The 26,451-nt window shown below is 38.0% G+C and carries 22 protein-coding genes; 17 read left to right on the top strand and 5 right to left on the bottom strand.

Going from position 1 to position 26,451, the window contains the following annotated elements; all coding sequences use genetic code 11:
- The first annotated feature begins 16 nt into the window (after positions 1-16).
- The 6 genes from I6E69_RS09770 to I6E69_RS09745 all read left to right on the top strand — a co-directional run bounded on the left by I6E69_RS09770 (position 17) and on the right by I6E69_RS09745 (position 13,440).
- Positions 17-1,345: a lipopolysaccharide assembly protein LapB gene (locus I6E69_RS09770; protein ID WP_197121160.1), complete on the top strand. Its 1,329-nt coding sequence runs from the start codon at positions 17-19 to the stop codon at positions 1,343-1,345.
- A gap of 296 nt (positions 1,346-1,641) precedes the next feature.
- The gene (locus I6E69_RS09765) at positions 1,642-5,730 is read left to right on the top strand and encodes a hypothetical protein (protein WP_197121159.1); all 4,089 of its coding nucleotides are present in this window, start codon (positions 1,642-1,644) and stop codon (positions 5,728-5,730) included.
- A gap of 64 nt (positions 5,731-5,794) precedes the next feature.
- Entirely contained in the window at positions 5,795-8,491 is a 2,697-nt protein-coding gene (locus I6E69_RS09760) for a TonB-dependent receptor (protein WP_138490090.1), read from the top strand.
- Between the two features lie 203 nt (positions 8,492-8,694).
- On the top strand, positions 8,695-9,834 hold the full coding sequence (gene asd / locus I6E69_RS09755) for an aspartate-semialdehyde dehydrogenase (protein ID WP_004334779.1): 1,140 nt from the start codon (positions 8,695-8,697) through the stop codon (positions 9,832-9,834).
- 338 nt (positions 9,835-10,172) lie between these two features.
- The gene (locus tag I6E69_RS09750; RefSeq protein ID WP_231619742.1) at positions 10,173-12,062 is read left to right on the top strand and encodes a bifunctional diguanylate cyclase/phosphodiesterase; all 1,890 of its coding nucleotides are present in this window, start codon (positions 10,173-10,175) and stop codon (positions 12,060-12,062) included.
- A 229-nt stretch (positions 12,063-12,291) separates the two neighbouring features.
- On the top strand, positions 12,292-13,440 hold the full coding sequence (locus tag I6E69_RS09745) for a DUF748 domain-containing protein (protein WP_197121157.1): 1,149 nt from the start codon (positions 12,292-12,294) through the stop codon (positions 13,438-13,440).
- 83 nt (positions 13,441-13,523) lie between these two features.
- Here the strand turns inward: I6E69_RS09745 and I6E69_RS09740 are convergent, their stop codons facing one another.
- Positions 13,524-14,330: an ion transporter gene (locus I6E69_RS09740; protein ID WP_004334787.1), complete on the bottom strand. Its 807-nt coding sequence runs from the start codon at positions 14,328-14,330 to the stop codon at positions 13,524-13,526.
- A 100-nt stretch (positions 14,331-14,430) separates the two neighbouring features.
- Between I6E69_RS09740 and I6E69_RS09735 the strand changes: the two genes are divergently transcribed.
- From I6E69_RS09735 to I6E69_RS09715, 5 genes are all read left to right on the top strand, one after another.
- Positions 14,431-14,643 carry a hypothetical protein gene (locus I6E69_RS09735; protein WP_004334789.1) on the top strand — a complete coding sequence of 71 codons (213 nt, stop codon included), beginning with the start codon at positions 14,431-14,433 and terminating at the stop codon, positions 14,641-14,643.
- A gap of 15 nt (positions 14,644-14,658) precedes the next feature.
- On the top strand, positions 14,659-14,940 hold the full coding sequence (locus I6E69_RS09730; RefSeq protein WP_004334792.1) for a hypothetical protein: 282 nt from the start codon (positions 14,659-14,661) through the stop codon (positions 14,938-14,940).
- Between the two features lie 68 nt (positions 14,941-15,008).
- Positions 15,009-15,200 carry a YwbE family protein gene (locus I6E69_RS09725; protein ID WP_004334795.1) on the top strand — a complete coding sequence of 64 codons (192 nt, stop codon included), beginning with the start codon at positions 15,009-15,011 and terminating at the stop codon, positions 15,198-15,200.
- A complete protein-coding gene (locus I6E69_RS09720) occupies positions 15,200-15,718 on the top strand; it encodes a DUF4240 domain-containing protein (RefSeq protein WP_197121156.1) in 519 nt (172 codons plus the stop codon). Before I6E69_RS09725 ends, I6E69_RS09720 begins: the two co-directional genes overlap by 1 nt.
- Positions 15,719-16,157: 439 nt before the next feature.
- Positions 16,158-16,619, top strand: a complete 462-nt coding sequence (locus I6E69_RS09715) for a hypothetical protein (RefSeq protein WP_004334802.1) — start codon at positions 16,158-16,160, stop codon at positions 16,617-16,619.
- Positions 16,620-16,639: 20 nt separating this feature from the next.
- On the opposite strand, the gene I6E69_RS09710 is transcribed toward I6E69_RS09715, so the two are convergent.
- From I6E69_RS09710 to I6E69_RS09700, 3 genes are all read right to left on the bottom strand, one after another.
- Complete coding sequence (locus I6E69_RS09710) at positions 16,640-17,899, bottom strand: Y-family DNA polymerase (RefSeq protein ID WP_197121155.1); 1,260 nt, start codon at positions 17,897-17,899, stop codon at positions 16,640-16,642.
- On the bottom strand, positions 17,887-18,300 hold the full coding sequence (locus I6E69_RS09705; protein WP_004334808.1) for a S24 family peptidase: 414 nt from the start codon (positions 18,298-18,300) through the stop codon (positions 17,887-17,889). Before I6E69_RS09705 ends, I6E69_RS09710 begins: the two co-directional genes overlap by 13 nt.
- Positions 18,301-18,381: 81 nt before the next feature.
- On the bottom strand, positions 18,382-18,801 hold the full coding sequence (locus tag I6E69_RS09700) for a MarR family winged helix-turn-helix transcriptional regulator (RefSeq protein ID WP_024605139.1): 420 nt from the start codon (positions 18,799-18,801) through the stop codon (positions 18,382-18,384).
- Positions 18,802-19,096: 295 nt separating this feature from the next.
- Here I6E69_RS09700 and I6E69_RS09695 point away from each other — a divergent pair, with 295 nt between their 5' ends.
- From I6E69_RS09695 to I6E69_RS09680, 4 genes are all read left to right on the top strand, one after another.
- Entirely contained in the window at positions 19,097-19,840 is a 744-nt protein-coding gene (locus I6E69_RS09695) for a siderophore-interacting protein (protein WP_197121154.1), read from the top strand.
- Positions 19,841-19,981: 141 nt separating this feature from the next.
- Entirely contained in the window at positions 19,982-20,971 is a 990-nt protein-coding gene (locus tag I6E69_RS09690; RefSeq protein ID WP_197121153.1) for an LLM class flavin-dependent oxidoreductase, read from the top strand.
- A gap of 283 nt (positions 20,972-21,254) precedes the next feature.
- The gene (locus I6E69_RS09685) at positions 21,255-22,268 is read left to right on the top strand and encodes a patatin family protein (RefSeq protein ID WP_024609084.1); all 1,014 of its coding nucleotides are present in this window, start codon (positions 21,255-21,257) and stop codon (positions 22,266-22,268) included.
- A 196-nt stretch (positions 22,269-22,464) separates the two neighbouring features.
- Positions 22,465-23,439, top strand: a complete 975-nt coding sequence (locus I6E69_RS09680; protein ID WP_197121181.1) for a transposase — start codon at positions 22,465-22,467, stop codon at positions 23,437-23,439.
- A gap of 343 nt (positions 23,440-23,782) precedes the next feature.
- Here I6E69_RS09680 and I6E69_RS09675 read toward each other — a convergent pair whose 3' ends face one another.
- Positions 23,783-24,214, bottom strand: a complete 432-nt coding sequence (locus I6E69_RS09675; RefSeq protein ID WP_033030858.1) for an Lrp/AsnC family transcriptional regulator — start codon at positions 24,212-24,214, stop codon at positions 23,783-23,785.
- Positions 24,215-24,385: 171 nt separating this feature from the next.
- Here I6E69_RS09675 and I6E69_RS09670 point away from each other — a divergent pair, with 171 nt between their 5' ends.
- Positions 24,386-25,456 (top strand): ornithine cyclodeaminase, encoded by a 1,071-nt coding sequence (locus I6E69_RS09670; RefSeq protein ID WP_197121152.1) that lies wholly within the window; start codon positions 24,386-24,388, stop codon positions 25,454-25,456.
- On the top strand, positions 25,453-26,364 hold the full coding sequence (gene ctlX, locus I6E69_RS09665; RefSeq protein ID WP_197121151.1) for a citrulline utilization hydrolase CtlX: 912 nt from the start codon (positions 25,453-25,455) through the stop codon (positions 26,362-26,364). The genes I6E69_RS09670 and ctlX overlap by 4 nt, the downstream gene beginning before the upstream one ends.
- Positions 26,365-26,451 lie beyond the last annotated feature (87 nt).

Genomic DNA, 26,451 nt, shown 5'->3' with positions numbered 1-26,451 from the left:
GAAATGCGAGGCGATTATGAAATTACTACCTACAGCTAAACTTTTAAAGTTAACACTATTTTGTACCGCTGCGATCAGTACAAGTATTGTTACACCAAGTGCTCTAAGCCTAATTCCAGGGCTACATGTAGCTACGGCATATGCAGAGCAAGAACAAAAAACGAAACGTGTACCAGCACTGCGTGAAAAGGTGTATAGCCAGCTTGCTCGTGCCCAAAAGCTTGCAGACGATGGTGATGTTAAAGCAGGCCTTGAAGCGCTTGATAGCATTCAAGAGCGAGCTGCAAGCATGAACTCGTACGAAGTGGCAATGATGCATAACTTTTACGGGTTTATTTATTACAACGAAAACGACTTACCAAAAGCGATTGCCTCGTTTGAAAAAGTGGTAGCAGAGGAAGCCATTCCTGAGTCACTTCGTTTAAGCACTACATTTAGCTTGGCTCAACTGGCTATGGCTAATAGTGATTACACTAAAGTTATCTCTTTTTTAGATGATTGGGACAGTATTAACACTCAGCCTAAAACAGAAGGCTATTACTTGTTAAGAGCCCAAACATACTATCAGTTAAAAGATTATAAAAAAGGGCTTGAGTACATATCTCAAGTGATTGCTTTAAGCGACAGCGAAGGCAAAACACCTAAAGAAAACTGGTTAGTACTACAGCGTGCAATGTATTACTCGCTTAATCAAACTGACAAAGTTGTTGAAGTGCTTGAGCGCATGGTAAAGCTTTATAATAAGCCTGAGTATTGGGTGCAGTTATCGGGTATGTATGGTGAAACAGGTAGGGAAAAACAACAGTTGGCGGTAATTGAAGCCGCTTACCAGCAAGGATTTTTAACCTCTAAATCTGATTTACGCCAATTAGCGCAAGTGTATTTATACAATGGTTTAGCGTTTAAAGCTGCAAAAGTGATGAGCGATGCCATTGATAAAGATATTGCTGAAAAAACAGCAAAAAACTACGCTTTTGTAGCCGAGGCGATGATCCAAGCTAAAGAAGATGAAAAATCTATTACCTACTTTGCAAAAGCTGCTGATTTATCTGAGCACGGTAAATACGATCAACGTTTAGCCGAAGTATTTGTTAATACAGAGCAATATGAAGAAGCCGCCGATGCAGCGCGTAAAGCACTTGATAAAGGTGGTCTTGATTTTGAATCAAATGCATTTGTTGCACTGGGTATGGCGCAGTACAACATGCAAAATTTTGATGCATCAATTTTAGCGTTTGAGCAGGCAGAAAAACATAAAAAATCTCAGCGTTTAGCACAGCAGTGGATCAAATATGTAAAGCGCGAAAAAGTGCATGCAGAAACACTTAGAACAGCTTTACTGTAAATTTTAAAGCGCTTTACTAATTAACAAGTAACGCGTGTAAAACCAGTTCATAATCGCAATACTAAAACCGCCTCAGGGCGGTTTTTATCGTTTCTAAAAGCATCCAATTGTTTGATTTTAAATAAGTTACTTTTGTCATCTTATGGTTATTAAACTGTAACTACTTTGTCATAAGTCTCCCGTATTGTAACCGCAGCTAAACTCAAGTGACCTTAAAGCATTATTTAAGTGTTTTATGGTGACTTGAGTTTATTTGAGCACCTAAAAAATAATTAAATACTTTAACGGAGTGAACAATGAAATTATCTGACTTATTCAAAGTAAGTTTGATTGCAACTGCAGTATCTTTAGCTGGTTGTGGTGGAGACTTAGTAGTATCTGAAGGCGACACAACTATTAATGAAGGTGATACAGTAACCAACGTTATTGAAGGCGGTGACGATACAAGTGGTGAAACGTCATCACGTGATGATTCACAAAATGCTACCACTGGCTTTCCTACTGATATTGATAATGCACTAACTCAAGGTTTAGCAACTGATGTTTCTAGTGAGTTTACATCTATTACAGATAAGCCCGTTTATCGCTTAGCTGCAGATACTGTGTTTACTACTGATGTATCATTAACGAACGACGCACACTGGATCTTAAATGGCCGTACTGCGGTTGGTAATGATCGCGCAGATAATGCCAAGCTTTATATTCAGCAAGGTACAACGATTATTGGCGAAACAGGAGATGACTTCCTAGTTGTTCGTCGCGGTTCACAAATTGAATCGGTAGGGACTGTAAGTCAGCCCATTACAATGACCTCAATTCAAGATGTTACAGCTCAAGAAACAACGATTGGTCAGTGGGGCGGTTTAGTATTATTAGGTAACGCGCCAGCAAATTCTTGCGGCGACCAAGAAGGTGAAGCAACAGCTGATGAACTTGCTAATTGTGGTGTGTCGGCTGAAGGTGATGCAGGTCAGTTTGGTGGCGATATCAGTGATGATAATTCAGGTACTTTAAAGTATGTACTTGTTAAGCAAGCCGGTAAAACGTTAGGTAATGGTGATGAGTTAAATGGTATTACGTTTGCCGGTGTTGGCTCTGCAACTACGGTTGATTATATTCAAGTACATGAAAATCTTGATGATGGTATTGAGTTCTTTGGTGGCACAGTTAATGTAAGCAATGTTGTACTTACAAATATTGGTGACGATTCGCTAGATTGGTCTTTTGGTTGGACGGGTTCGGCTACTAATGTTTACATTCAACAAGCGGCTAACGTAGGCGATAACGCTATCGAAGCTGATAACTCTGAATTTGATTCAAGTGCAACACCATTAACTTTACCTACTATTTCAAACGTTACAATTGTGGGTGCTGAGGGCAATAACGGCATTCGTTTACGTGCGGGTACTGCTGGGGTTCTTAAAAATGTATTTGTAACGGGCCCAGCTACTTATGAAAACTGTTTACGTGTAGGTTCAGATTCAGTACCTCGTGCTGAGGATGGCACACTTACGATTACAAACTCTATTGTTGCTTGTCAAACTGCAGCGAATAACTTTGGCAGCGAAGTTATTAACGGTGGCGATGTACAATCTTGGTTTGAAGGCCAAGACGCTAACCAAACACTTACCCCAGCTGATTTAATGCTAGATGACAACGGTTATACTCCTCTTGCTGGCTCGCCACTTATTGCAAATACGCAAGTTGGTGCATTTGATGGCTCAACTAATTGGATGGAAGGTTGGACTGTTGGTATCAATGGTGGCTTCCCTACTGATATTGATAATGCGCTTGCACAAGGCTTAGCATCAGATGTTTCTAGCGAATTTCCGGAAATTACAGATAAGCCAGTATATCGCTTAGCTGAAGATACAACGTTTACAGCGGATGTAACACTTACAAATGACGCACATTGGATTTTAAATGGCCGTACAGCAGTAGGTAATGACCGTGCAGACGCTACAACACTTTATGTTCAAGCCGGCACGACATTAATTGGTGAATCAGGTGATGACTTTTTAGTTGTTCGTCGTGGTTCGCAAATTAACGCAAATGGTAATGCAACTGCACCTATTACAATGACATCTATTGAAGATGTAACAGGCGCTGAAACAACAATTGGTCAATGGGGCGGTTTAGTACTTTTAGGTAATGCTCCTGCTAACTCGTGTGGCGATCAAACTGGTGAAACGACTGCTGAAGAATTAGCTAACTGTGGTGTATCTGCAGAAGGTGACGCTGGTCAGTTTGGTGGCGATATTAGCGATGATAATTCAGGTGTACTTCGTTATATTGTCGTTAAGCACGCAGGTAAAACTCTCGGTAACGGCGACGAGCTTAATGGTATTTCGTTTGCGGGTGTAGGCTCTGCAACAAAAGTAGAATATATCCAAGTTCATCAAAACCTTGATGATGGCGTTGAGTTTTTTGGTGGTACTGTAAATGTTCGTAACATAGTACTTACTGATATTGGTGATGATGCATTTGATTGGTCGTTTGGTTGGACTGGTCGTGCGCAAAATATTTATATTCAACAAAGTGCTGTTGGTGGTGATAACGCTATTGAAGCGGATAACTCAGAATTTGATTCAAATGCTACACCTTTAACAAAGCCACTAATTTCTAACGTAACAATTGTAGGTGCTGATGGTACTAACGGTGTTCGTTTACGTGCAGGTACAGCGGGTGTTCTACGTAATGTAGTAATTACAGGGCCTGAAGGTTACTCAAACTGTTTACGTGTGGGTTCTGACTCTGTAGCAAATGCAGAATCTGGAGAGCTTTCTATTGAAAACTCAGTAGTGGCATGTAGTGAAGATAATAACTTTGGTAGTGAAGCAATTGGTGGTGGTAATGTTCAATCTTGGTTTGAAGGCCAAACAGGTAACCAAACGCTGACAGCTGCTGGCCTTAGTTTAGCAACCGATGGCTTTACACCTAAATCTAGCTCACCATTATTAGGTTCGGGTGTTGATTCGTCAGACCTTGATTCGTTCTTTACTAAAACAGATTATATTGGTGCGTTTGATGGCGATAATAACTGGATGGATGGTTGGACAGTTGCTATAACGCCAAGTTTTCCTGATGATATTCAAAACGCCTTAGAGCAGGGTTTTGCTACTGATGTATCAGCAAGCTTTCCTGAAATCACAGACAAGCCAGTTTATCAGTTAACTTCTGATGTTGTATTCACTTCAGACGTAACATTAACTAACGATGCACATTGGATTCTAAAAGGCCGTACAGCCGTAGGTAATGACCGCGCTGATGAAACGACTTTATATGTTCAATTTGGTACTACGCTTATTGGCGAGTCGGGTGATGACTTTTTAGTTGTTCGCCGTGGTTCTAAAATAGAGGCTGTGGGCAGTGCAACTCAGCCAATTACTATGACGTCTATTGAAGATGTTACTGGTGGCGAAACGACTATTGGTCAATGGGGCGGTTTAGTGCTTTTAGGTAATGCACCGGCTAACTCGTGTGGCGATCAAGAAGGCGAAGCTACCGCTGATGAGCTTGCAAACTGTGGTGTGTCTGCTGAAGGTGACGCTGGCCAATTTGGTGGTAATGACCCAGAAGATAACTCAGGTACTTTAAAATACGTGGCAGTTAAACAAGCAGGTAAAACGCTTGGTAACGGAGATGAGTTAAACGGCATTACGCTTGCTGGTGTTGGTAGTCAAACAGAGCTTGATTACATTCACGTTCATGAAAATCTGGACGATGGTGTAGAATTTTTCGGTGGTACTGCAAACATCAGTCACCTGGTTTTAACTAATATTGGTGATGACTCACTAGATTGGTCATTTGGTTGGACGGGTAAAGCGCAATACGTACTTATCAAGCAAGCTGACTCAACAGGTGATAATGCAATTGAGGCGGATAACTCTGAGTTTGATTCAAGTGCAACTCCACTCACAATGCCTACAATTTCTAATGTTACTATTATTGGTAATGTTGGGGTTAACGGTATACGTCTACGTGCAGGCACTGCGGGTATGCTTAAGAACGTGGTTGTGACAGGCGGGGCAGATTATTCAAATTGTTTACGTGTAGGTTCAGATTCAGCTCCTCGCGCAGAGGATGGTACATTAACTGTTACTCACTCAGTTGTTGCATGTGAAACGGCAAATAACTTTGGTACGCAAGCTATTGGTACTGGTAATGTTGAGTCTTGGTTCTTAGGTCAAACAGGTAACTCTGTGCAAGCAGCCACAGACCTTGGTTTAGCAGATAATGGATATATGCCTTCGGCTGAGTCATTACTGTTAGGTAATGGTTTTGATTCTTCAAGCCTAGATAGTTACTTTGATTCAGTAGATTACATTGGTGCAATGGATGCACAAACAGACTGGACAGCAGGTTGGGTTAAGGTAGGTCTTTAATCCAAACCACATTATAGCCGAGCGAAAGCTCGGCTAATGTCTTGTTTTGTTTCGGAGTATAAAAATGAAATCTTTTAAACCCTCTTCTCTTGTTCTATGTAAACTAAATTGCGCAGTTATGGCTGCAATTATGGGGCTATCAGTAAACACAGCTATAGCAGCCGAAGCCGAAGAGCAAGAAATAGAAGAAGTAGTTGCTGTAGGGCAACGATTAAAAGGCAGTGCGGGTGCGGTACTGCAAGAGCGTCAAAATCAGGCATTTGTTGCTGATATTATGGGTGCTGATCAAATATCACGCACAGGTGATGGCGATGCAGCTTCAGCGCTTCGTCGTGTGACTGGTTTAACCTTAGTCGATGGTAAATATATTTATGTTCGTGGTTTGGGTGAGCGTTATTCAAGTACCCAACTTAATAGCATGTATGTTCCAAGTCCAGATCCCACTCGATCAGTTGTTCCACTGGATTTATTTCCATCGGATATTATTGAAAGTTTAAGTGTGCAGAAATCGTTTTCTCCTGATATGCCAGCGCACTTTGGTGGTGGTAATGTAAATATACGCACCAAATCTATTCCTTCTGATTTTTTGTTTAAAATACAGTTAGGTACTTCATATAACACCTCTAACAGTGACACCGGTTATTTTTACAGTGGTGGTGATGATGATTGGATGGGGCGCGATGATGGTACACGTGCTTTACCTTCATTAATTTCTACAGCGCTTAAAAGTGATGCAGGACTTGAAGGTGACAGCAGTACTACGCTTGAGCAGCGTCAAGCGCTCCTACAATCTCTAGATTGGCAAGTTGGACCTACTGAGAAAGACGTTGATCCAGGCATGAATTTTTCAGTAGCACTAGGTGATAGGTTTGAGTCTGAAGTAGGTACTTTTGGCGTTCTTGCAGCTGTTTCCTATGACAATGAATGGGAAGTAGTTAAAGAGCAAAGCGGTACAAATTTAGGGAGTTTGGGCTGCGAAGATAAATGTTTTGCACAAACTTATGATGGCATATCTACTGAACAAACCGTTCGTTGGAGTGGCACATTAAATTTAGGTTATGAATTTAATAATAACCATAAATTTGAACTAACGAATATAGCTCTTCATGATATGAGTGACAGAGTGCGTAATCGTGACTTTTTCGATGCTAACGAGTCTGAAGAAGGTGTTACTGAGTTACGCCGTGTTGACGTTATGTATGAAGAGCGTGAAATGTTCTCTACGCAGCTCAAAGGGACGCATAATTTTCCTGAATTAGAAAATTTATTTTTTGATTGGTATGCAGGTACAAGCCGCGCCAACAGAGATGCTCCAGGTGCATTAGATGTTGTTTTTCAAACTAACTTAAATGATGGTGTATTTGAATCAGAGCAGTTACAAGATGTTGCTGCAACAAACGTAACACGTGATTATCAAACTTTGCATGATGACGTAGATACATATGGTTGGAATATGGGCATCCCGTTTTATGGTGATGGCTATGAGTTAGAGCTTAAGGTGGGTGGCGATTTTTCTGAAAAAAAACGTGATGCAAGTAATATTCAATTTGGTATTACGCACCGTGGTATAACAGATGAATATACATTTGGCTCAAACATAGACCAAATTTTTTCTGACGAAAATTTAGCTAATAGTGAGTTTTATACAAGTATTACAGGCTCTGGTATTTTTGATGATGGTACCGCAGATGGTGATAAGTACAGCGCTGCACATAAGTTAGACGCTTATTATTTTATGGCCGACTTTTTCTACGAAAACACATGGCGTATAACCGGTGGTATTCGTTGGGAAGACTTTTCTCAAATATCAGTGCCTTTTCAGGCTCATACTAATTTCTTTGATGGAACAATTGAAGAAGTGAGCGAAGTTGCAATAAAAGAAGATAACTTTTTTCCTTCTTTAGCAATTACTTATATTATGGATGAAGAAATGCAGTTTCGCTTAAACTTAAGTGAAACGACGATTCGCCCAGATATGCGTGATGTAAGCTCAACTTATTATGTTGACCCACTAACAGAGTTTTTAGTGCGAGGCTCGCCTACACTTCAAAGCTCTAAGCTAAAAAATGCTGACTTTAGGTTTGAGTGGTACATGCCTTCAGGAAACAATCTATCAGTTGCTTTGTTTTATAAAGATATTGAAAACCCAATTGAAATGGTTGAGTTAGCGGGTGTTGGTGGAGCTGCTCCGCAATTACTAACAGCAAATGCGCAGTCGGGTGAACTAACAGGTATTGAGGTAGACTTTTTAACTGACTTTAGTTTTATTCATAATGATTTATCTGCCATATTTTTATCAGGTAACGTTACTCTATCGGATTCAAGTGTTGAGCTTGGCATAAACGATGCTGATGGGGTTGATTCATTATTTGAACAACAACTAAAAGAGGCGTTGGAAGCTGACTCTGTTTCTAACATTGTTACTAATAATAAACGTCGTTTAGTTGGTCATTCTGAATGGGTAGCAAACTTACAAATGGGTTATGACTCTGCTGATGGTTTTCATTCTACTTCAGTTGTTTATAACGTGTTTGGGCCGCGCATAATCGTACCAGGTACGCGTGGTAACGAAGACGCAGAAGAAAAGTCATTTCATTCTCTTGATTTAGTTTATTCTTACTTCCCTAACTTTAATACTAAAGTTAATTTTAAAGTTAAAAATATACTTGGCCAAGAAAAAGAAATTGAACAAGAAAACTTAACACTTTGGCGTCAAGAAGAAGGCACTGAGTTTAGTTTAAGCTTTAGCTACGAGTTTTAATTTTCTACCCAAGGAAGGGGGATATAATAAAACCTAATTATCTATTAGCCCTGTATTTAATACAGGGCTTTTTTATGACTATGAAAAATATTTAAGTTCTACTTTATTCACTAGTTTTAGCGCGCTGGTGGTGTTATTTTGACATTAATGAAAATTAAATCTCACGCAATGAATTTAATTTTTAATGTATTAAGGCATCTTTTATGAATCAAACAGTGGAACAAACAATGAAAAAAGTAGGATTAGTCGGTTGGCGTGGCATGGTTGGCTCTGTGTTATTAGAACGTATGCAGCAGCAAAGTGATTTTGCCCATATCGACACCACCTTTTTCACCACCTCACAAGCGGGGCAACTTGGCCCTGATATTGCAGGCGACGCAAAACCATTGCTAGATGCAAGTGACATTAGCGAACTTGCTAAAATGGATATTATTGTTACTTGCCAAGGCGGTGACTACACCAATGCTGTATATCCAAAACTTCGAGAGTCGGGTTGGGATGGTTACTGGATTGATGCAGCTTCAGCACTGCGTATGAGTGAGGACAGCATAATAGTGCTAGATCCCGTAAACAAAGATGTTATTGAACAAGGCTTAGAGCAAGGCGTTAAAACGTTTGTTGGTGGTAACTGTACAGTATCGCTAATGCTACTTGCATTAGGCGGTTTATTTGAGCAAGACCTAATTGAATGGGTAAGCCCAATGACTTACCAAGCAGCCTCTGGTGCTGGTGCACGAAATATGAAAGAGCTTATTGCACAAATGGGCGCTATTCATGCAAGTGTTGCTGAGCAATTAGATAACCCAAGCTCTGCTATTTTAGAAATTGATAAAATAGTCAGTGAAACAATGGCGTCTAAAGACTTACCACAAGACCAATTTGGTGTGCCATTAGCGGGCAGTTTAATCCCGTGGATTGACGTACCTATGCCAAGCGGTCAGTCTAAAGAAGAATGGAAAGCGCAAGTAGAAGCGAATAAAATTTTAGGCTCTTCTAAGCAACCAGTACCTATTGATGGTTTATGTGTACGTATTGGCGCTATGCGTTGTCATTCACAAGCGATGACCATTAAATTACGTGAAGATATTAGCGTAGAAAAAATTGAAGAAATTTTAGCGTCTCATAATGAGTGGGTTAAGGTAATTCCAAACGAGCGTGAAATTAGTGCCACAGATTTAACACCGGTTAAAGTAACGGGCACTTTAAGCATTCCTGTTGGGCGTATTCGTAAATTAGCGATGGGACCAAAATACATTAGCGCATTTACAGTAGGCGATCAGCTTTTATGGGGCGCGGCAGAGCCACTTCGTCGTATGTTACGCATAATTGTTGATGGTGAGTAATACCAATTCGCAATAATACTCAATTAATTTGAGGGGTTAAATCTGACGTTAACTACGTTAAATATTTTTGATATAGAACAACTAAATAACGAAATTTTTGCCTTGTTATCGACACGATTTTCTTCCCTCAAAATAGATCACTTAATTAAGCGAATTGGTATAATATATAATCAGTATTAACAAAAGGGGTTGGCAATTTGCCAGCCCTTTTTAGTTTAATGGCTTATAAAACCGCTTAAGAGGCTAAAACAATACTTTTTTATGAATGTTCACTTTTGTTTATTATTGAACTTAAGTAAACTGTTTACATTGTGCAACAGCCTATTCAAGTAACATTAATGACCTCTCACACAAATAACTTTGCCAATAAGCGATTAGCATTTGTTAGCTCCTACTTTAGTTCTGCAATTGCTATAAACACGGTTGTTTCTTGTTTTCTTATTTTTAGCAGTATTAACCACAGCGCCTCGCAAGAAAAGCTTTACTGGCTTTTTACGTTATCATTTATTTCATTACTTCGAATAGCAAGCCATGTATTTGTTAACAACACCCATGCTTTTAAATATCACCTGTATTTTATAGGTTTATTATTAACGGCTTTAACATGGGCTGCTTTTCCTATTTTGTTTTATGAAAATATGCAAATGCAGGAAAAATTTGTATCATTGGTTGTTTTTAGCTCCCTCGCTGGTGGCGGTGTAAACGTTTTAGCTTCTGATATTCGTTCCTCCTTGTCGTATATAACCTGTTTACTGGTTCCTTTTAGTATTTTATTACTTTTACAGCCTATTGAAGATGAGAATGTACTAGGTGTTTTAGGGCTCGTTTTATGGTTTATTTTGTGTTTTATAACGGCTTCACGTAGTGCAAAAGATGTAAAATCATCAATTAATAACGAACTTAAGCTAGATCAATTTATTGAAAACTTAGAAAACGAAGTGCAACTTCGTACCGAACAAATAATTTCTTTAGAGCAAAAAGACAACCTAACTAAATTGTTTAACAGGGGGAGCTTTGTTTCTAATGTTGAACTTGATTTAGCCAATCAAAATGATGATATTAAAGCTGTTTTATTTTTAGATATGGATGACTTTAAAATCATCAACGATAAATACGGTCACGATTTTGGTGATTTTGTGCTGGCCCAAACAGGTAAACGATTAGTTGAAACACAAACCCAAGGCGACTTTATTGCTTGTCGATGGGGGGGGGATGAGTTTATTTTTTATTCTCGCACTAACACCGAAGATGAACTTTTTGACTGTGTTTTTAGATTAGTTAAAACCTTAACGAAAACAGTAAGCATGGATAGCTATCAAGTAAATCCCTCTTTTAAGGTTGGGCTGTATTTTACGCGCGAAAATTTTAATCTTGCAGAGGCGATTAAATACGCTGATGTAGCTATGTATGAAGGTAAGAAAAGCCGTAATGAAATATCGGTATTTGACGAGCGAATGCATGAATCGCTTAAAAGAGAAGAAGTACTTCGCAGCTCAATTAAAGAGTGCGTAGAAAAAGGTGACTTTCATCTGTGCTATCAACCTATTGTTGATATATGCACAAATGAAATAACCACGTTTGAAGTACTACTTCGTTGGCAGTTTAATGATGAATTTATTCCCCCTTCAGAATTTATAGATATTGCAGAGCGATATGGAAAAATTAATATACTCGGCGAATTTGTACTAGAGCAAGCCATTGCGAGCTTAAGTAAGCTAAATGCCGTAAATAGTAAGATTGGATTGTCGATTAATGTGTCGGTGTTGCAACTAGAAAACCATAACTTTTTAGATTTTTTAGTTGCGCTTTTAAATAGATACGCAGTTAAACCATACAATGTGCATTTAGAAATAACAGAAACAGTCATGATTAAAAATTTACCGTATTTGTCAAAAGTGATTACGGCCATAAAAAATACCGGTGTGCGTATTTCTATTGATGACTTTGGTACTGGGTTTTCTTCTATATCGGTTTTAAAAGAGCTATCAGTTGATTACATTAAAATAGACAAATCTTATATTGATAATATTTGTGAGTGCTCAAAAGATAAAAGTATTGTTTCTGCGGTAACTAACATGTCGCATATGATTGGTTGCCAAGTAATAGCGGAGGGCGTAGAAAACTCCGCTCAGTTAACGTTATTACAAAGCTTAGAAATTGATAAATACCAAGGTTTTATATTCAGTAAACCAGTTAGATTTGATCAAGCACTATCCTTGATATATTAAAGGTACTCGCTGTTTTTATTTAGTTAAGCATTGCTGCATAAACCCAATTTTTTGTAGCAATTTTAAATTGGTATAACCTTTGCTGTTAATACTTAAATTAGCCACTTTAACTTCACTTAGGCTATTAACGATGTATTTTAAATACGATTTACGTAGTGTTGTTACAATTTTGCGTAATTCTTACATGTTTAAAATGCTCATTTGAAAGTATTAGGTAAAGGAAATTACAATGAGCTCGGTTTCTAATGTATTTCATAGCAAATGGTTTAACTCATTTGCGGTTATTTTATTAGTCCTTATTATTGCCAGAATAGCTGCACCTTATGTGCTTCAGCAGTACGTAAATTATCAGCTAAAACATACGCAAGGTGTTACGGGGCATGTTGGTGATGTAGATTTGTTTTTATATCGCGGTGCCTACGCGATTGACGACGTTGAAATTTATGCTGTTGATGCAACTTCAGCTCCTAAGCCTTTACTGAGTATTCAAACTCTCGATTTTTCACTTGCGTGGTCAGCCCTTTTAAAAGGGAATTTAGTCACAAATATGGCTTTTACGCGTCCTGAGATAGTTATTTACGATAAAGACCCCAATGCTTCTGAGCAAAATAAACAAGTAAAAGATGAAACCACTTGGGTGGGGCTGGCGAATGACTTAGTACTGTTTTCTATTGATACCTTAATAATTGAGCAAGGCAAGTTAACCCTAGTTAACTCAACCAATAGCGGTGAAAAACCCACTTTTATATCAAATATTAATGCCAAAATTGAAAATATAACGAATGCGCAAAACCTATCAAAAACACTTGTGACTACTCTAAACGTAGAGGGGGCGTTAATGGGGGAGGCCGCATTAAAACTTGATGGCAAACTAGACCCTTTTAGCAAACACGCTAATTTTGATTTTAACGCAGAGGTACAGCGCTTCTCAGTTAAAAATCTCGACACTGTATTTAAAGTGTATACACCGTTTGATATTGAAGCGGGGGGTATTGATGGCGCAATGGAACTTGTGGCTAAAGATAATAACTTAAATGGTTATGTAAAAGCGGGGGTTCAAAACCTGAGTGTATTTTCTTGGCGAGAAGATATAGAAAAAGATGATGACGGTATCTTTACTGCTATATTTGAAGGCAGTGTAGATTTACTGGGCTCTATACTTGAAAACGATGAGTCTAAACTTGTTGCTGCACGCATTCCTATAGAGGGGCAATTAGATAATACGGATGTTTCGACTTTCCAAGCCGTTATTTCGGTTTTAAAAAATGCTTTTTTTGATGCGTTTAAAATGAAAGTGGATAATGTTATTTCTTTTGAAGATCCAAAGAGTGATGAATCTTTAAGTAATAAAAGTAATAAAAGTAATAAAAGTAATTAATGTATTTATATTTCCCAAATTAAACGTTTAACTCAAAGTAACACCAACATTATTGATATTGGTGTTACTTAGTCTAGATATTTCTATTTGTCTTTACTTAATAGCGCTTTAAGCTCTGCAATTTGAACTTGTAGCTCATTTACCTGACCTTGTGTTGCAGGTAGAGAATCGTTATCCGCAAGCTCTTCTCGGGCATTTCGGTGCTCCTCACTCATTACCTCAAGTATTGCACCTACCATCATGTTTAAAAATACAAATGCAGTTAAGAATATAAACGTAAGGTAATAAATCCAGCTTAATTCGTACACCGCCATTGTTTCGTACATTATGTCGGTCCAATCTTCAAACGTTGCTATTCTAAACAAGGTAAGCATTGATATTGAGACGTCTTGCCAAAGTACGGGGTTGATTTCAGCAAACATCATGCTACCCATTGCAGCGTATATATAAAAAATAACAAACATTAACAGGGCTATATAACCCATTTGCGGAATGGCTTTGAGCAATGAGTTAACCAATAAGCGCAGCTCTGGGATCATCGAAACCAATCGTAACACTCTAAATATGCGCAACAGCCTAGCAATTAACATTGTAGAGCCTGCAGCAGGGTATAAACTGCCCAATACTATGATAGTGTCAAATATATTCCATCCCTTAGAAAAGAAGTCTTTAATGCCTTTACTTGCAACAAAGCGGATTATTAGTTCAATTAAAAAGAATGCAGTAATGCCAACGTCCATCCAATTTAGAGCAAGCTCTACGGTAGGATGTAGTGAGTAAGTGTGTGCACCTACTGTAAGGGCAGAAACAATAATTACAGCTATAACAAATGATTGAAATATCTTGCTTTTGTCTATACGCTGAAACAACTTTTGTAACTGCGACATCATAGTAATAGATCCTTTGGATATTAAGATTTTATGGCGCTAATATACAATAGTATCGTAATAATTTAACGCTTTTTCGATATAGAAAGTGTAAGGAAATTTAATGTTTATCAATAAACTAAAAAGCAGCGCATTACTTATTATTGGATCATGTGTTTTGGCTGGCTGCAGCTCTGATGCACGTTTTCATGAATTACAATCGGCGCGCCTTGATGAGTGTAACTATAAAGCTGACAAAGAATATTACGAATGCCTAGATAAACAAGACTCTAACTACGAAGAGTTTAAAAAACAGCAACAAGCCCAGACTAAATAAGTAACCTTTATATTTATGACTAAAACTCAAAAACAGCGCGATAAGCAAATTCGCTTAGCGCTTACTAATGCATGCGAAGCAATAAAAGAAATGGTAATTGGTTTTGATTATCTAACGCATACAGTTGATTTAAATAACGAAGTAAACACGTTAAAAGTACAATGTTACTTTATTGATGAGGTAGCCCGTGAAGATGCAAAACCGCAACTTGATGAGTTAACGCAGATTATACTTAGCCAGCTAGCAGCTATTAAGTTGAACGCAAAACCAGCACACATCTCATTTTTAGCCAATTAACAGCGGTTTAGTTGGTATGACATCACATGGACGTTATAATTAGATAAATTATTTTTAGGGTTTAAATTATGGCTGTTCCTTCGCGTTCGCAAATTTCACCAGGTACCACAGTAAATATTGTATTAAAAGAAGATCAACGCAGCGGCACATTAACAGAAGGTGTGGTTGAGCGCCTTTTAACAAAATCACCAAATCACCCACACGGTATTAAAGTACGTTTAGAAGATGGTCAAGTTGGCCGAGTAAAAGAGATTTTATAATGGCAACGTTAACAGAGCAGGCTTTTTGGGATTTAGTAATAACGCCTGATTTAGGGCTCGATCCGCAAAGTGTGAGCGATAACCTAAAAACTAAACTTAATGATTTAAGCGATCAGCACCTTATTGATTTTGATAAACACTTTGGCATACATATGCGTAAATGTTTTACCTGGGATTTGTTTGGTGCCGCTTTTGTGATGGCTGGATGTAACGACGATTACGGTTTTAGCGAGTTTAGATGTTGGTTAATTTCGCGCGGTAAAACAGTATTCGAAAACGCTTTAGAAAATGCTGATTCGTTAGCGCAGTGTACACCTGTTTATTACTTAAACGAGCAGCCTTACCCGTATATTGATGAGTATGATTTAATAGCCGGTTTATTATTTGAAGAACGCAGCGAAGACGAATTACCGTTTATTCCATCAGGCAGTGATGAACCTAAAGGTAAACGTTTTAAAGACAAACCTAAGTTCTTAAAGCAAAGCTACCCTTTATTATTTGCAAAGTACTGGCAATAAAACAAACAGTAATTTGTGCGCTATTTAAACAATTTAATGAGTTCAATTTCCCTACAAGTAAGCGCATTGATATAAATCGTTTTGTTGTTTAAGTACGTATTAACTAAAGTACTTAACAGCAAAATGGTTTGTAATGCAGTATCTAGGATGAATCTTTGTGGATTTAAATGTGTTCAATCTAAGGGGTTTATTTGTGGCACGAGGTTTGTGACCTAATGGGAACGGTAATTGCTCTTGCGTTATCTTACTGGCTTACACACATGTAAAAATCAGTAATAGTCGAGCAAAGCTCCCTTAGCTGCTCGTGTCTTGGTTCCTGAATACGACTTCTCTCCTTTTATAGTAAATCTCTGTTATAGTTGTTAAAAGTTATAAAAGCTAAGTGATTAGGCATTTTGCTATTATTTAACACGCTGACTCACGAGGATACACCCACGAAATGAAATATTTAACACTCGCTTTATTAACTGTCGCTTTTACAAGTGCAAATGCTTTTTCTGAGCCGAGTAATAAAACACGATTTATACCGCTTTTAAAGTCAAAATTGGGAGCCTACGAAGTTGTGTCGAGCAACTCAGGGTTATGCGTTAACAGCAATTTGAGTTTGACAGATGAAAGTGATTTAAGTGCTGGTTTTAAACTTGGTGAGCAAATTGTATTTGGATCGCTCCACAATGGTACCCGAACCATTAAAAAACCAAACTTTTGCTTTATAACCAGCACGCTTAAATATAAAAGTGATGGCCTTGAAAACGGCTTAAGAATGAGCCGTTGTGAAAGCCCAGCAAACGAAAAAACAATCAGTCAAAGTATCAAGTTTTTAGCTGATAACACACTCAAATACACATTGAGCGAACCCAATGTAGAGTGCACATTTAAAAAAGCAGATGAGAGTAAATAAAGCATCTAGTAAGTAGCAAATCATTCGCAGTATATTTTAGGGATATCGCGCCAACGCGTAGTGTACTGCGGCGACAAAAAATCACGGTTCATGTGCCACCGGTCATTTAATTTACTACTTGCAAGGCTTAGCATTCCTTTTCCGTATCGATTGTTAATTGTGTCTAGGCATTGCATAAGTTTTGGATTATCAGGGCTTTTATTAAATAAGTCATTTTGCTGAAACTGTTCTGATATTAGCTCTACCGCGCCCACACCACATTTATAAAACCGTATACCGGGTTGGTAAATCTTATTAAATACCTCAGATACAGCATTAGCCATCACGCAGGTGTCGTTAGTGGGTGAGGGGAACTTATACACAAAAGACTTTTTATAATATTTATTTTCGTGCGCGCCACTGGCTGCAAAAATATAAAGCTGGTGAGTGAGCGAGTGTTGCGCTCTTAGTTTATTAGCCACTGTGGTTACATGGTTAATTAGCGCTGTTTTAAGGGCTGTTGGCTCACATATGCGCTCTCCAAAACTACGGGTCGAATAAATCTCTCGCTTATCTTGTCGTACATCATCCCAGTTTAAACATGTTATCCCGTTAAGCTCGCTTACTGTGCGTTCAACAACCACACTAAATGCACGGCGCATTGCTCTAGGGTTTTGCTGAGCAAGATCCCAGGCGGTGTGTATATTCATTATTTCAAGTTTTTTAGCTAGCCGCCGGCCTATCCCCCATACATCTTCGCAGCTCATTCTTTGTAAAATAGCTTGGCGAGTTTGTTCGCTATTTATTACTGCTACACCATTAAAACCACTGAGCTTTTTAGCGGCATGGTTAGCGGCTTTTGCTAAAGTAGGGGTCGGGCCAAAACCAACACCTACAGGAAGTTTTGTTTCGCGCCATACTGTGCGCCTTATTGTATGACCGTATTCATGCCAGTCTTTAATTAATGATGTGTAGCCATCAAAGTGCAAAAACGATTCATCAATACTGTATATGTGCTGTGTATCGCAAAAGCGAGCGATGATATTCATCATTTTGTCGCTTAAATCAGCATAAAGCTCGTAATTGCTAGAGCGAATAACAACGTTGTTTTGCTCAAGTAAATGCTTAACTTTAAAGTACGGGCCAAATTTAGGAATATTTAAGCGCCGAGCAATAGGGCAAATAGCGCATACACAGCCATCGTTATTGGTAAGTACAACCACGGGTTTGGATCGAATAGCAGGGTCGAATACTTTTTCGGCACTGGCATAAAACGACACAGCATCAACTAAGGCATACATTTTAGTAACTCTGGGCTTTGCCTGTGCATTCTTATTGATAGCGTTACTACGCCTTCGAGCTGAAACTCGTCTGCAGAGGTGAGTTGTACAGGCTTATGTAAAGAAGACGCTGAAAGCAGCCGTGCATTGGTTTTATCAAGCAGCTTGCATACAAAAAGACCATTTAAGTTAGCAACAATAACGTCACCATTTTCTGCAGGCTCTGCACGGTCAATAACTAATAAGTCCCCTTCAAAAATTCCGACTTCTTGCATAGAGTTACCCGATGCTAGGCCAATAAAGGTAGCATTTGGGTGCTTTATTAAAAGCTCATCAAGGGTTACACCTAGCTCGGTGTACTGCGCTGCGGGCGATTCAAAACCACACACGCCTGCTTCTATATAAATGGGAATGACAAACATAACACAACCTAAAACGCATATACTGTATAAGTGTACAGTATATGCGTTTTGTGTAAGTTATGCCAAGAAATGTATAACCGATCAATCCATATTTTTGATCATTTGCTGTGCGATATCTAAAAAGTCTTTGATTTGCTGAGGGTTTAAGTTTTTACACATTTGATTATTTATTTTCTGCTCTGAGGCTAATAACTTATCAAAAAGAACTTTGCCTTGCTCTGTGAGCGACAAAATAAAGCAGCGCTTATCGTGCTCACTTGCCTGTTTATTTATTAAATTTAAGCCAATAAGATCTTTAATTAAACGTGCTATTTGTGCTTTGTCGCGCTGCGTTTTAGTAACAATATCGTTAGCCGTACAGTTATTTACGCTCGCAATAATATGTATGCAGCGTACGTGCATAGCATTAATACCAAGTTCGCCTGCGTTAATTGCTTCACGAATTGTAACGCGGTAATTTTGCATCAATTCAAATAGCGTATTTGATAAAGGTGTATTCATAAAACTCTCAATATAGTTGACAAAGTCAATTAATTTGTTATAGTTGATTTTATCAACCAATGGGGCGTTGTGCAATGTCTGCTTTTATAGCAGCCAATTATTATACCAATCTGCTTATATATGGGGTCTATTTAACGTTAAGAAAATTATGCTAGAACTAGGCTAAAATTTTTGTATCTAGTTGTTCTAAATAAAAAATTTTTAACAACGTTATAGTGCAATTTAATTCGTTAAATTGATCAAAGATTTATGCAAGTTGGTATTAAAGTCCAAGTTTTGTAAAACGAGGTAATGCATGGGTAAACAAATTCGCAAAGCTAACATATTAAGTACGCAGCAAATCACACCACACCTACAACGCATTGTTGTAGGCTCTGATGATTTTAACGACTTAACCTCACAGCACATTGGTAACTATGTAAAAGTACTGATCCCAAAAAATAGTGAAGTAGATTTTAACTTAAAAACAGCGTGTATGCGATCTTACACAATAAGGCATGTAGATGCACAAACAGGCGCGTTAACACTTGATTTTGTTATAAATATGCACCAAGGCCCTGCAACTGACTGGGCTAAAATTGCAAAAGTAGGTGATGAGGTAGGTATTGCAGGCCCAGGCCCTAAAAAGCTAGATAATTATGGGCATTCGCATTATGTGTTGCTAGGAGATTTAACATCGGTAAATGCAATAAAGGGGTATATACAGCAATTACCTTTATTTTCAAAAATTGATGCCTTTGTACATGTACCCACCGAAAAAGACATTATTGATTTAGAAACAAGCCGCGATGTTAATTGGCTTGTTACCGACAATGCTGACGAAACGCTACTTAGCGCGCTTCAAAATTTGCACATTACAGCAGAGCCTCCCATTGTATTTATGGCATTGGAAGCTGGGCTTGTGCGTAAAGCAAAGACATTGTTAACAGAGCAATTTAATATACCACGCGGTAATATTGTTTCCTCAGGGTATTGGAAAAAAGGCGTGGATTCAGAAGGCTATAAAAAGCTGCGCCAACGTGATGCACAGCTTGCTTGAATACCTTAGAGCAAAATAACATATACCTATTTTGCTTTAATACCACTGTGTAACTTGAATTGACCTAATAGCAGACCCATTTAAGTGTTTTATGCTAATGATGTAATACATTGTTAGCATGCATTTTTAGGAGCTGCTATTTTGTTAAATTCCATTCCTTTTTCGTTATTAGAACTTGCCCCCATGATCAAAGGGGACAGCGTTACTAACACTCTTCATAAAAGTACTAAATACGCCCAACGTGCAGATGAGCTTGGCTTTAAACGTTTTTGGCTTGCTGAGCATCATAATATGCCAGGTATAATTTGTGCGGCCACTTCAATTTTGGTTGGCCATATTGCAGGTAATACCAAAAAGATACGCGTTGGATCGGGCGGTATTATGCTGCCAAACCACTCCCCATTAGTTGTTGCTGAACAATTTGGTACGTTAGAGAGCTTATATCCAGGGCGAATAGATTTAGGGCTAGGGCGTGCCCCAGGTAGCGACCCTGTAACGAGTCGTGCATTAAATAACGATATGAGCCGTGCAGAAAACTTCCCGGGTGAGGTAACTGAGCTGCAAACATTGTTAGGTCCTTACAACGGTACGCACCCTATACGTGCTATACCGGGTGAGAATACAAACGTTCCTATTTGGTTATTAGGCTCGAGTTTATTTAGCGCGCAACTAGCGGCGCAAAAAGGGTTACCGTATGTATTTGCAGGGCATTTTGCACCGCGCTTTGTGCACGACGCAATAGCTTTGTATAAGCGCGAATTTAAAGCATCAAGCGTACTTGATAAGCCATACGTAATGCTTGCACTGCCTTTAGTGGCAGCAGACACCGACGATGAAGCGCAATACTTGTCGACTACTTCTAAGCAACGTGTGCTCGAACTTATACGCGGTAATGAGCTGTGGTTAAAACCACCCGTTGAAAGTATGGACGGGTTGTGGAGCGAACAAGAACGCGCTCATGTAGAGAACTTTTTAAGTCTAAGCGTAGTAGGCGGACATGTAAGTATTAAACACAAGTTAGAGATGATAGCGAAACAGCTAGAAGTTGATGAGTTTATATTTACCAATGATGTATTCGATAGTGAAAAACGCCACCGTGCACTCGAAATTTTAATGGAAATAAAGCACTAAAATATAGTTAGTTAAGCAAGCGTACACTCTGGGCTTGTTAACATACAGACATCATCAAAAGTTAAACTTTTTTAACTCATTTTATTAACTTTAAGTGATGTCTGTATTTGTTATTTAAATATTCAAAGTAAATTTGATTGCTATTTTTAGTACATATTTTGCTTTATATACCGTTCTGTTTTTTCAATTGAACTGATTTAAACAATCAATTTTAAGATATCACTTTTGTTTTTTATAATGTAGCTATTAAACCAGACATCATAAAATTAAAGGCAGGTACACCGTGAACTCTCTAAACACCGCAACAGCTAATTCAGTTAACAAAACAGCGCAGCCAAAAGTTGCTCTGATTGCTGAAGGTGGCGGGCAGCGAGGGATATTCACAGCTGGCGTACTTGATGCTTGGTTAGAGCAAAGCTATGACCCATTTGATTTATTTATTGGTACTTCAGCGGGTTCGCAAAACTTAACTAGCTACTTAGCGCGTCAAAAAGGCTACGCTAAACGCCTGATTAGAGGACTTTCGCGTAATAAGCGTTTTTTTCAGCTTGGTCGCGGATTAGTGGGTAAGCATATAGTTGATTTAGATTGGTACTTTGACAAAACCACTGAAGTAAACAGAGCTATAGATTTCAAAACAGCGAAAACTAGTTTAGGTGAGCGTGAACTACTTATAACAGCAACAAACGCACGAGACAGAAAAGCTTATTACTTATCGCCTACAGGTGATAGCGGTCAATGGCGTGATTTGTTAAAGGCTTCTAGCGCACTTCCGTTTTTATACAAACAAGGTGTAAAGTTAACACCTTGGTTAAACGCAAAAGCAGCGAATGAAACACATCTTGTTGAAGAACAAGCACAGAGCGATTTTTATCTAGATGGCGGTTTAGCCGCTCCACTTCCCGTGCGTGAAGCTTACAACCGAGGTGCACGTAAAATTGTTGTAATAAGAACGGTTGACGCTAACTTTCAAGCGCAATCTGCATGGGTACAAAAGCTAAGAACATTTGCTATAGCATCAGGTTATTGTCCAAAAACATTGGACTACTTAATACAGCACGAAAAAGCGTATTTAGATGAGCTTGAGTTTATTGCAAATCCACCAAGTGATGTGGAAATAATACAAATTTTTGCAGACGAAAAACTGCATAGCAAATTATTAGGTAGTTCAAATAACGATTTACGTTTTGATCATAAATTAGGCTTAGCTGCAGGTCGGTCTTATTTAGCGCAGCAAAGCCAATTTGAGATCAGCAATACGCATAACTACTCACAAAGCGAGTATCGTTACAATTAAGCAAATTGGATACCCAAATCATGAATAATACTGCGACTTAAAGTTGCAGTATTATTCATTTAAATGCCTTTTATTTAAATGACACCCACCCTAATTTGTACATTTATTGCCTTTTATTTAAATGGCACCCATCTTAATTTGTGTATTTATTAACCTTGTCTATACTTTATAAAATTTTAAAGTGAGCATGATGCCTGTGGCTACTGCACGAAAAAGACAAATAAGCCTCTCCAATACACGTTACTATCACTGTATTTCTCGGTGTGTGAGACGTGCTTACCTATGTGGAATTGATACACAAACAGGCAAAAGCTATGAGCATCGTAGAGATTGGGTAGAGGAACGTTTATTATTTTTGGCGAAGGTATTTTGTATTGATATTTGTGCTTACGCGGTAATGAGTAACCATACACATTTAGTACTTTATATAGATGACAAAAAAGCAAATAGGCTTACAGATAGAGCTGTTTGTATAAGGTGGCATAAAGCATTTAAAGGGACGAATATATCTAAGCGTTACCTTGAAGGTGAATCGCTATCAGATATAGAAAAAATGTTACTAAAACATAGTATAGTGAAATTTAGAAATCGTTTAAAAGATATTTCTTGGTTTATGCGTTCGTTAAACGAGAATATAGCAAGGCAAGCTAATAAAGAAGACGATTGTACAGGCCGTTTTTGGGAGGGGCGCTTTAAATCTCAAGCTTTACTGGATGAGCCTGCACTATTAGCTTGCATGGCATATGTTGACTTAAATCCTATAAGGGCAAAAGTTTCACAGAGCATTCAAACATCATCATTTACCAGTATTAAAAAACGAATTGAACATGCAATAGCAGGTAATCAGCCAAAGTTTTTAGCTAAATTTGTAGGAAAGCTCTCACAAAAGATAAGTAAAGGTTTACCATTTGAGTTTAAAAACTATCTAGAATTAGTAGAGCAAACAGGAAAGTGTATAAGGGCAGACAAACCAGGTTATATAAATCAAAGTACAACGCCTATATTAAAAACATTAAACATAACCGAAAAAAACTGGCTTAAACTAACAACCCGCTTTACTAAGATATTTCATGGTGCTGTTGGTAAAGCCGAAAATATAGAAATCTACTGCAATAATCAACATTTCAAACGAAGACCCAATATCAAAAATAGCCAAGCTTTAACTGCTTAGTTTTACTATTTAATACAACTTATCAAAGTTTAGACTGAATGTACTCAGGGTTTTAATTCATCTGCGATTTAGATAAATAGAAGCTTCTAATCAATTAGTTGGTGTAGCTAAAGAAATTAACCGCATATAAAAGAAACAATAAATAATTTTTAAGTGTTTAGTCCCTCAATTTTTAAAAATTTAAATGGGTGTCATTCTAAATTTTAAAATAGTAAAAAATCATAGTGAATACTTAAAACATTATAAATGGGTGTCATTTAAGTATTCGTAAAAAATCATAGTGAATACTTAAAACATTATAAATGGGTGTCATTTAAGTATTCTTTTAAATATTAAAAATAACTTAAGTTGATGAAAGCAATATGCTTGTTTCACTATTTAAAATACCATCAATTTCGCGTACTTGCCTTAGCACTCCATCAAACTCACTTAAATTTGCAGCTTGAAGCTCTGCAACTAAATCCCATGCACCATTGGTGGTGTGTAATTTTATAAGCTCGGGTATTCCGCGCATTGTTTTAATTACTTGTGAGGTAGATTTACCAACGACTTCTATCATCATAATTGCGCGCACGGCTTCTGTTTCTATGTGTTCGTGAACGCGTACAGTAAACCCTAATATTGCGCCTGAGCTAACTAATCTGTCTAATCTATTTTGCACTGTCCCGCGTGATACATTTAAAGAACTGGCTAAAGCTGAAATAGAAGCGCGGCCGTCTTTTCGTAATTCAGCTATTAAAGCATTATCAAGAGAGTCATAAATGTAAGGAGTCATAAATCAAACCTTTAAAAGAAGTTACTGACAAAAATACATAAATTGTACATAACTTCATAGCAAAATGATAAAAATTAGTACTATTTGTGTAATTAATTGCCATATTAAATAGCGTGAAGCCTCGCTAAACTTGTTTTAAATTAACTAATACATTATTCAAGAGGTTTCAGCATGAGTCATTTTATAGCACAGCCAAAACAAGGCGTTCCATTTGTTAGCGTTCAGGCAATGGTTAAGCTTATAAATAGCTTAGGGGTCGAAAACGTTTTGCTAGATCTAACACATAAATTAGAAACCGACTTTGCCCGTTGGACTGAGTTTGATAAGTCACCTCGCTATGCAGCACACTCACCAGAGGGTGTAATAGAGCTAATGCCAGTGAGTGATGGCCAAATGTTCAGCTGTAAATATGTAAATGGTCACCCAAAAAACACCTTTAGAGAACTTCAAACAGTCGCTGCTTTTGGTATTTTAGCCGATGTAGATAGTGGCTATCCGGTTATGATAAGCGAAATGTGTTTACTAACAGCACTACGTACAGCCGCAACTTCTGCAATGGTAGCTAAATATTTAGCACCTAAAAACTCGACAACCCTTACTTTAATAGGCAACGGTGCTCAATCAGAGTTTCAGGCACTCGCTTTTAAAGCGGTACTAGGTATTACGCATATTCGTTTATACGATATAGATAAAAGCGCCTCTAAAAAAGCATTTGCTAATTTAAGTGCATGCGGGTTAAACGTGACTATTTGTAATAGTGTACAAGAGGCAGTAAAAGGGGCCGATATTATCACTACCTGTACTGCTGATAAAACTAACGCTACTATTTTAACAAATGACATGATCCCACAAGGTGTGCACATTAATGCCATAGGTGGTGATTGCCCAGGTAAAACAGAGTTAGATGCTAGATTGCTTGAGCGTGCTAACGTATTTGTTGAGTACGAGCCGCAAACTCGAATAGAGGGCGAAATTCAACAAATGAGTCCAAGCTTTACAGTAACTGAGTTTCATAACGTTATTAATAAGCAGTCGCTTGGGCGTACTAGCCAAGATGAATTAACCATTTTTGACGGCGTTGGCTTTGCGAGCGAAGACTTTACCGCACTGGTATTTATACGCGATGAGTTAATTAAAACGGGCGAGTTTGCTTTGCTTGATTTAATTACACAACAAGCGGACCCTCGTAATTTATTTTCAGTGCTTAGTGATCAACCATTAGTAAAAGAGCATGTGGCATGATCGAAGTAAACCAAGCCCCCAGAGCTGTAGTGATGGTAAGACCGCATCACTTTACATCTAACCCACACACAATGCTCGATAACGCATTTCAAAGTGAATGTTTAGCACAAAATCAAAGTGAACAAGCATTTAAAGAAGTGACTAATGCCGTACAAATATTAAAAAATGAAGGGGTAACAGTTCACCTTTTTGAAGATGAGCAAACACACACTCCCGATTCAGTTTTTCCTAACAATTGGTTTTCAACTCATCAAAGTGGCCAATTAATAATCTATCCAATGTTTGTAGAAAACAGAAGGTTAGAATATCGAAAAGATATTATTGATTTTTTAACGGATCACTATAAAGTATCTTCAGTGAGTGATTATTCATTTTTATCGAAAGAAAATTCATTTCTTGAAGGCACTGGTTCACTGGTTATCGATCATCAAAATAAACTCGCTTACGCGGTAGAATCAAAAAGAACTACCAAGTCGGTGGTTAATACAATATGTGAGCAATTAAAACTATCACCCATAGTGTTTAACGCATATGACGAACAAGGAACTGCGGTTTATCACACTAATGTTTTAATGTGTATTGCTACAAAATTTGTAATGATCAGTTTAAATATGGTGCCAATTGAACAACGTGCACAGTTAGCTAAACATTTTTTAAAAAGCCATCATCAAGTGATCGATTTAACGCTTGAGCAAATTAATAACTTTTGTGGTAATGCTATTGAGCTACAGGGTAAAAATGGTCGTATTTTAGCCTTATCGCAAACTGCGTTTAATGCACTTACACCGGCACAAATAACAGTTATACAAAAAACGGCTAAGCTTGTGCCATTACCTATACCTACTATTGAGTCGGCTGGTGGCTCAGTTAGGTGCATGATTGCAGGAGTTCATTTGCAAAATAAATAATGTATAGTTTTAAGGCAGCTAAGCTGCCTTATTTGCATTAAATTTTTAGTCGATGTCGCAAGCAAATGCCGTTATACCCAAAAAAGG

Source organism: Pseudoalteromonas sp. NZS100 (assembly GCF_015864815.1).
Taxonomy (GTDB): domain Bacteria; phylum Pseudomonadota; class Gammaproteobacteria; order Enterobacterales; family Alteromonadaceae; genus Pseudoalteromonas; species Pseudoalteromonas distincta.
This window is presented reverse-complemented; position numbering and strand designations above follow the sequence as displayed.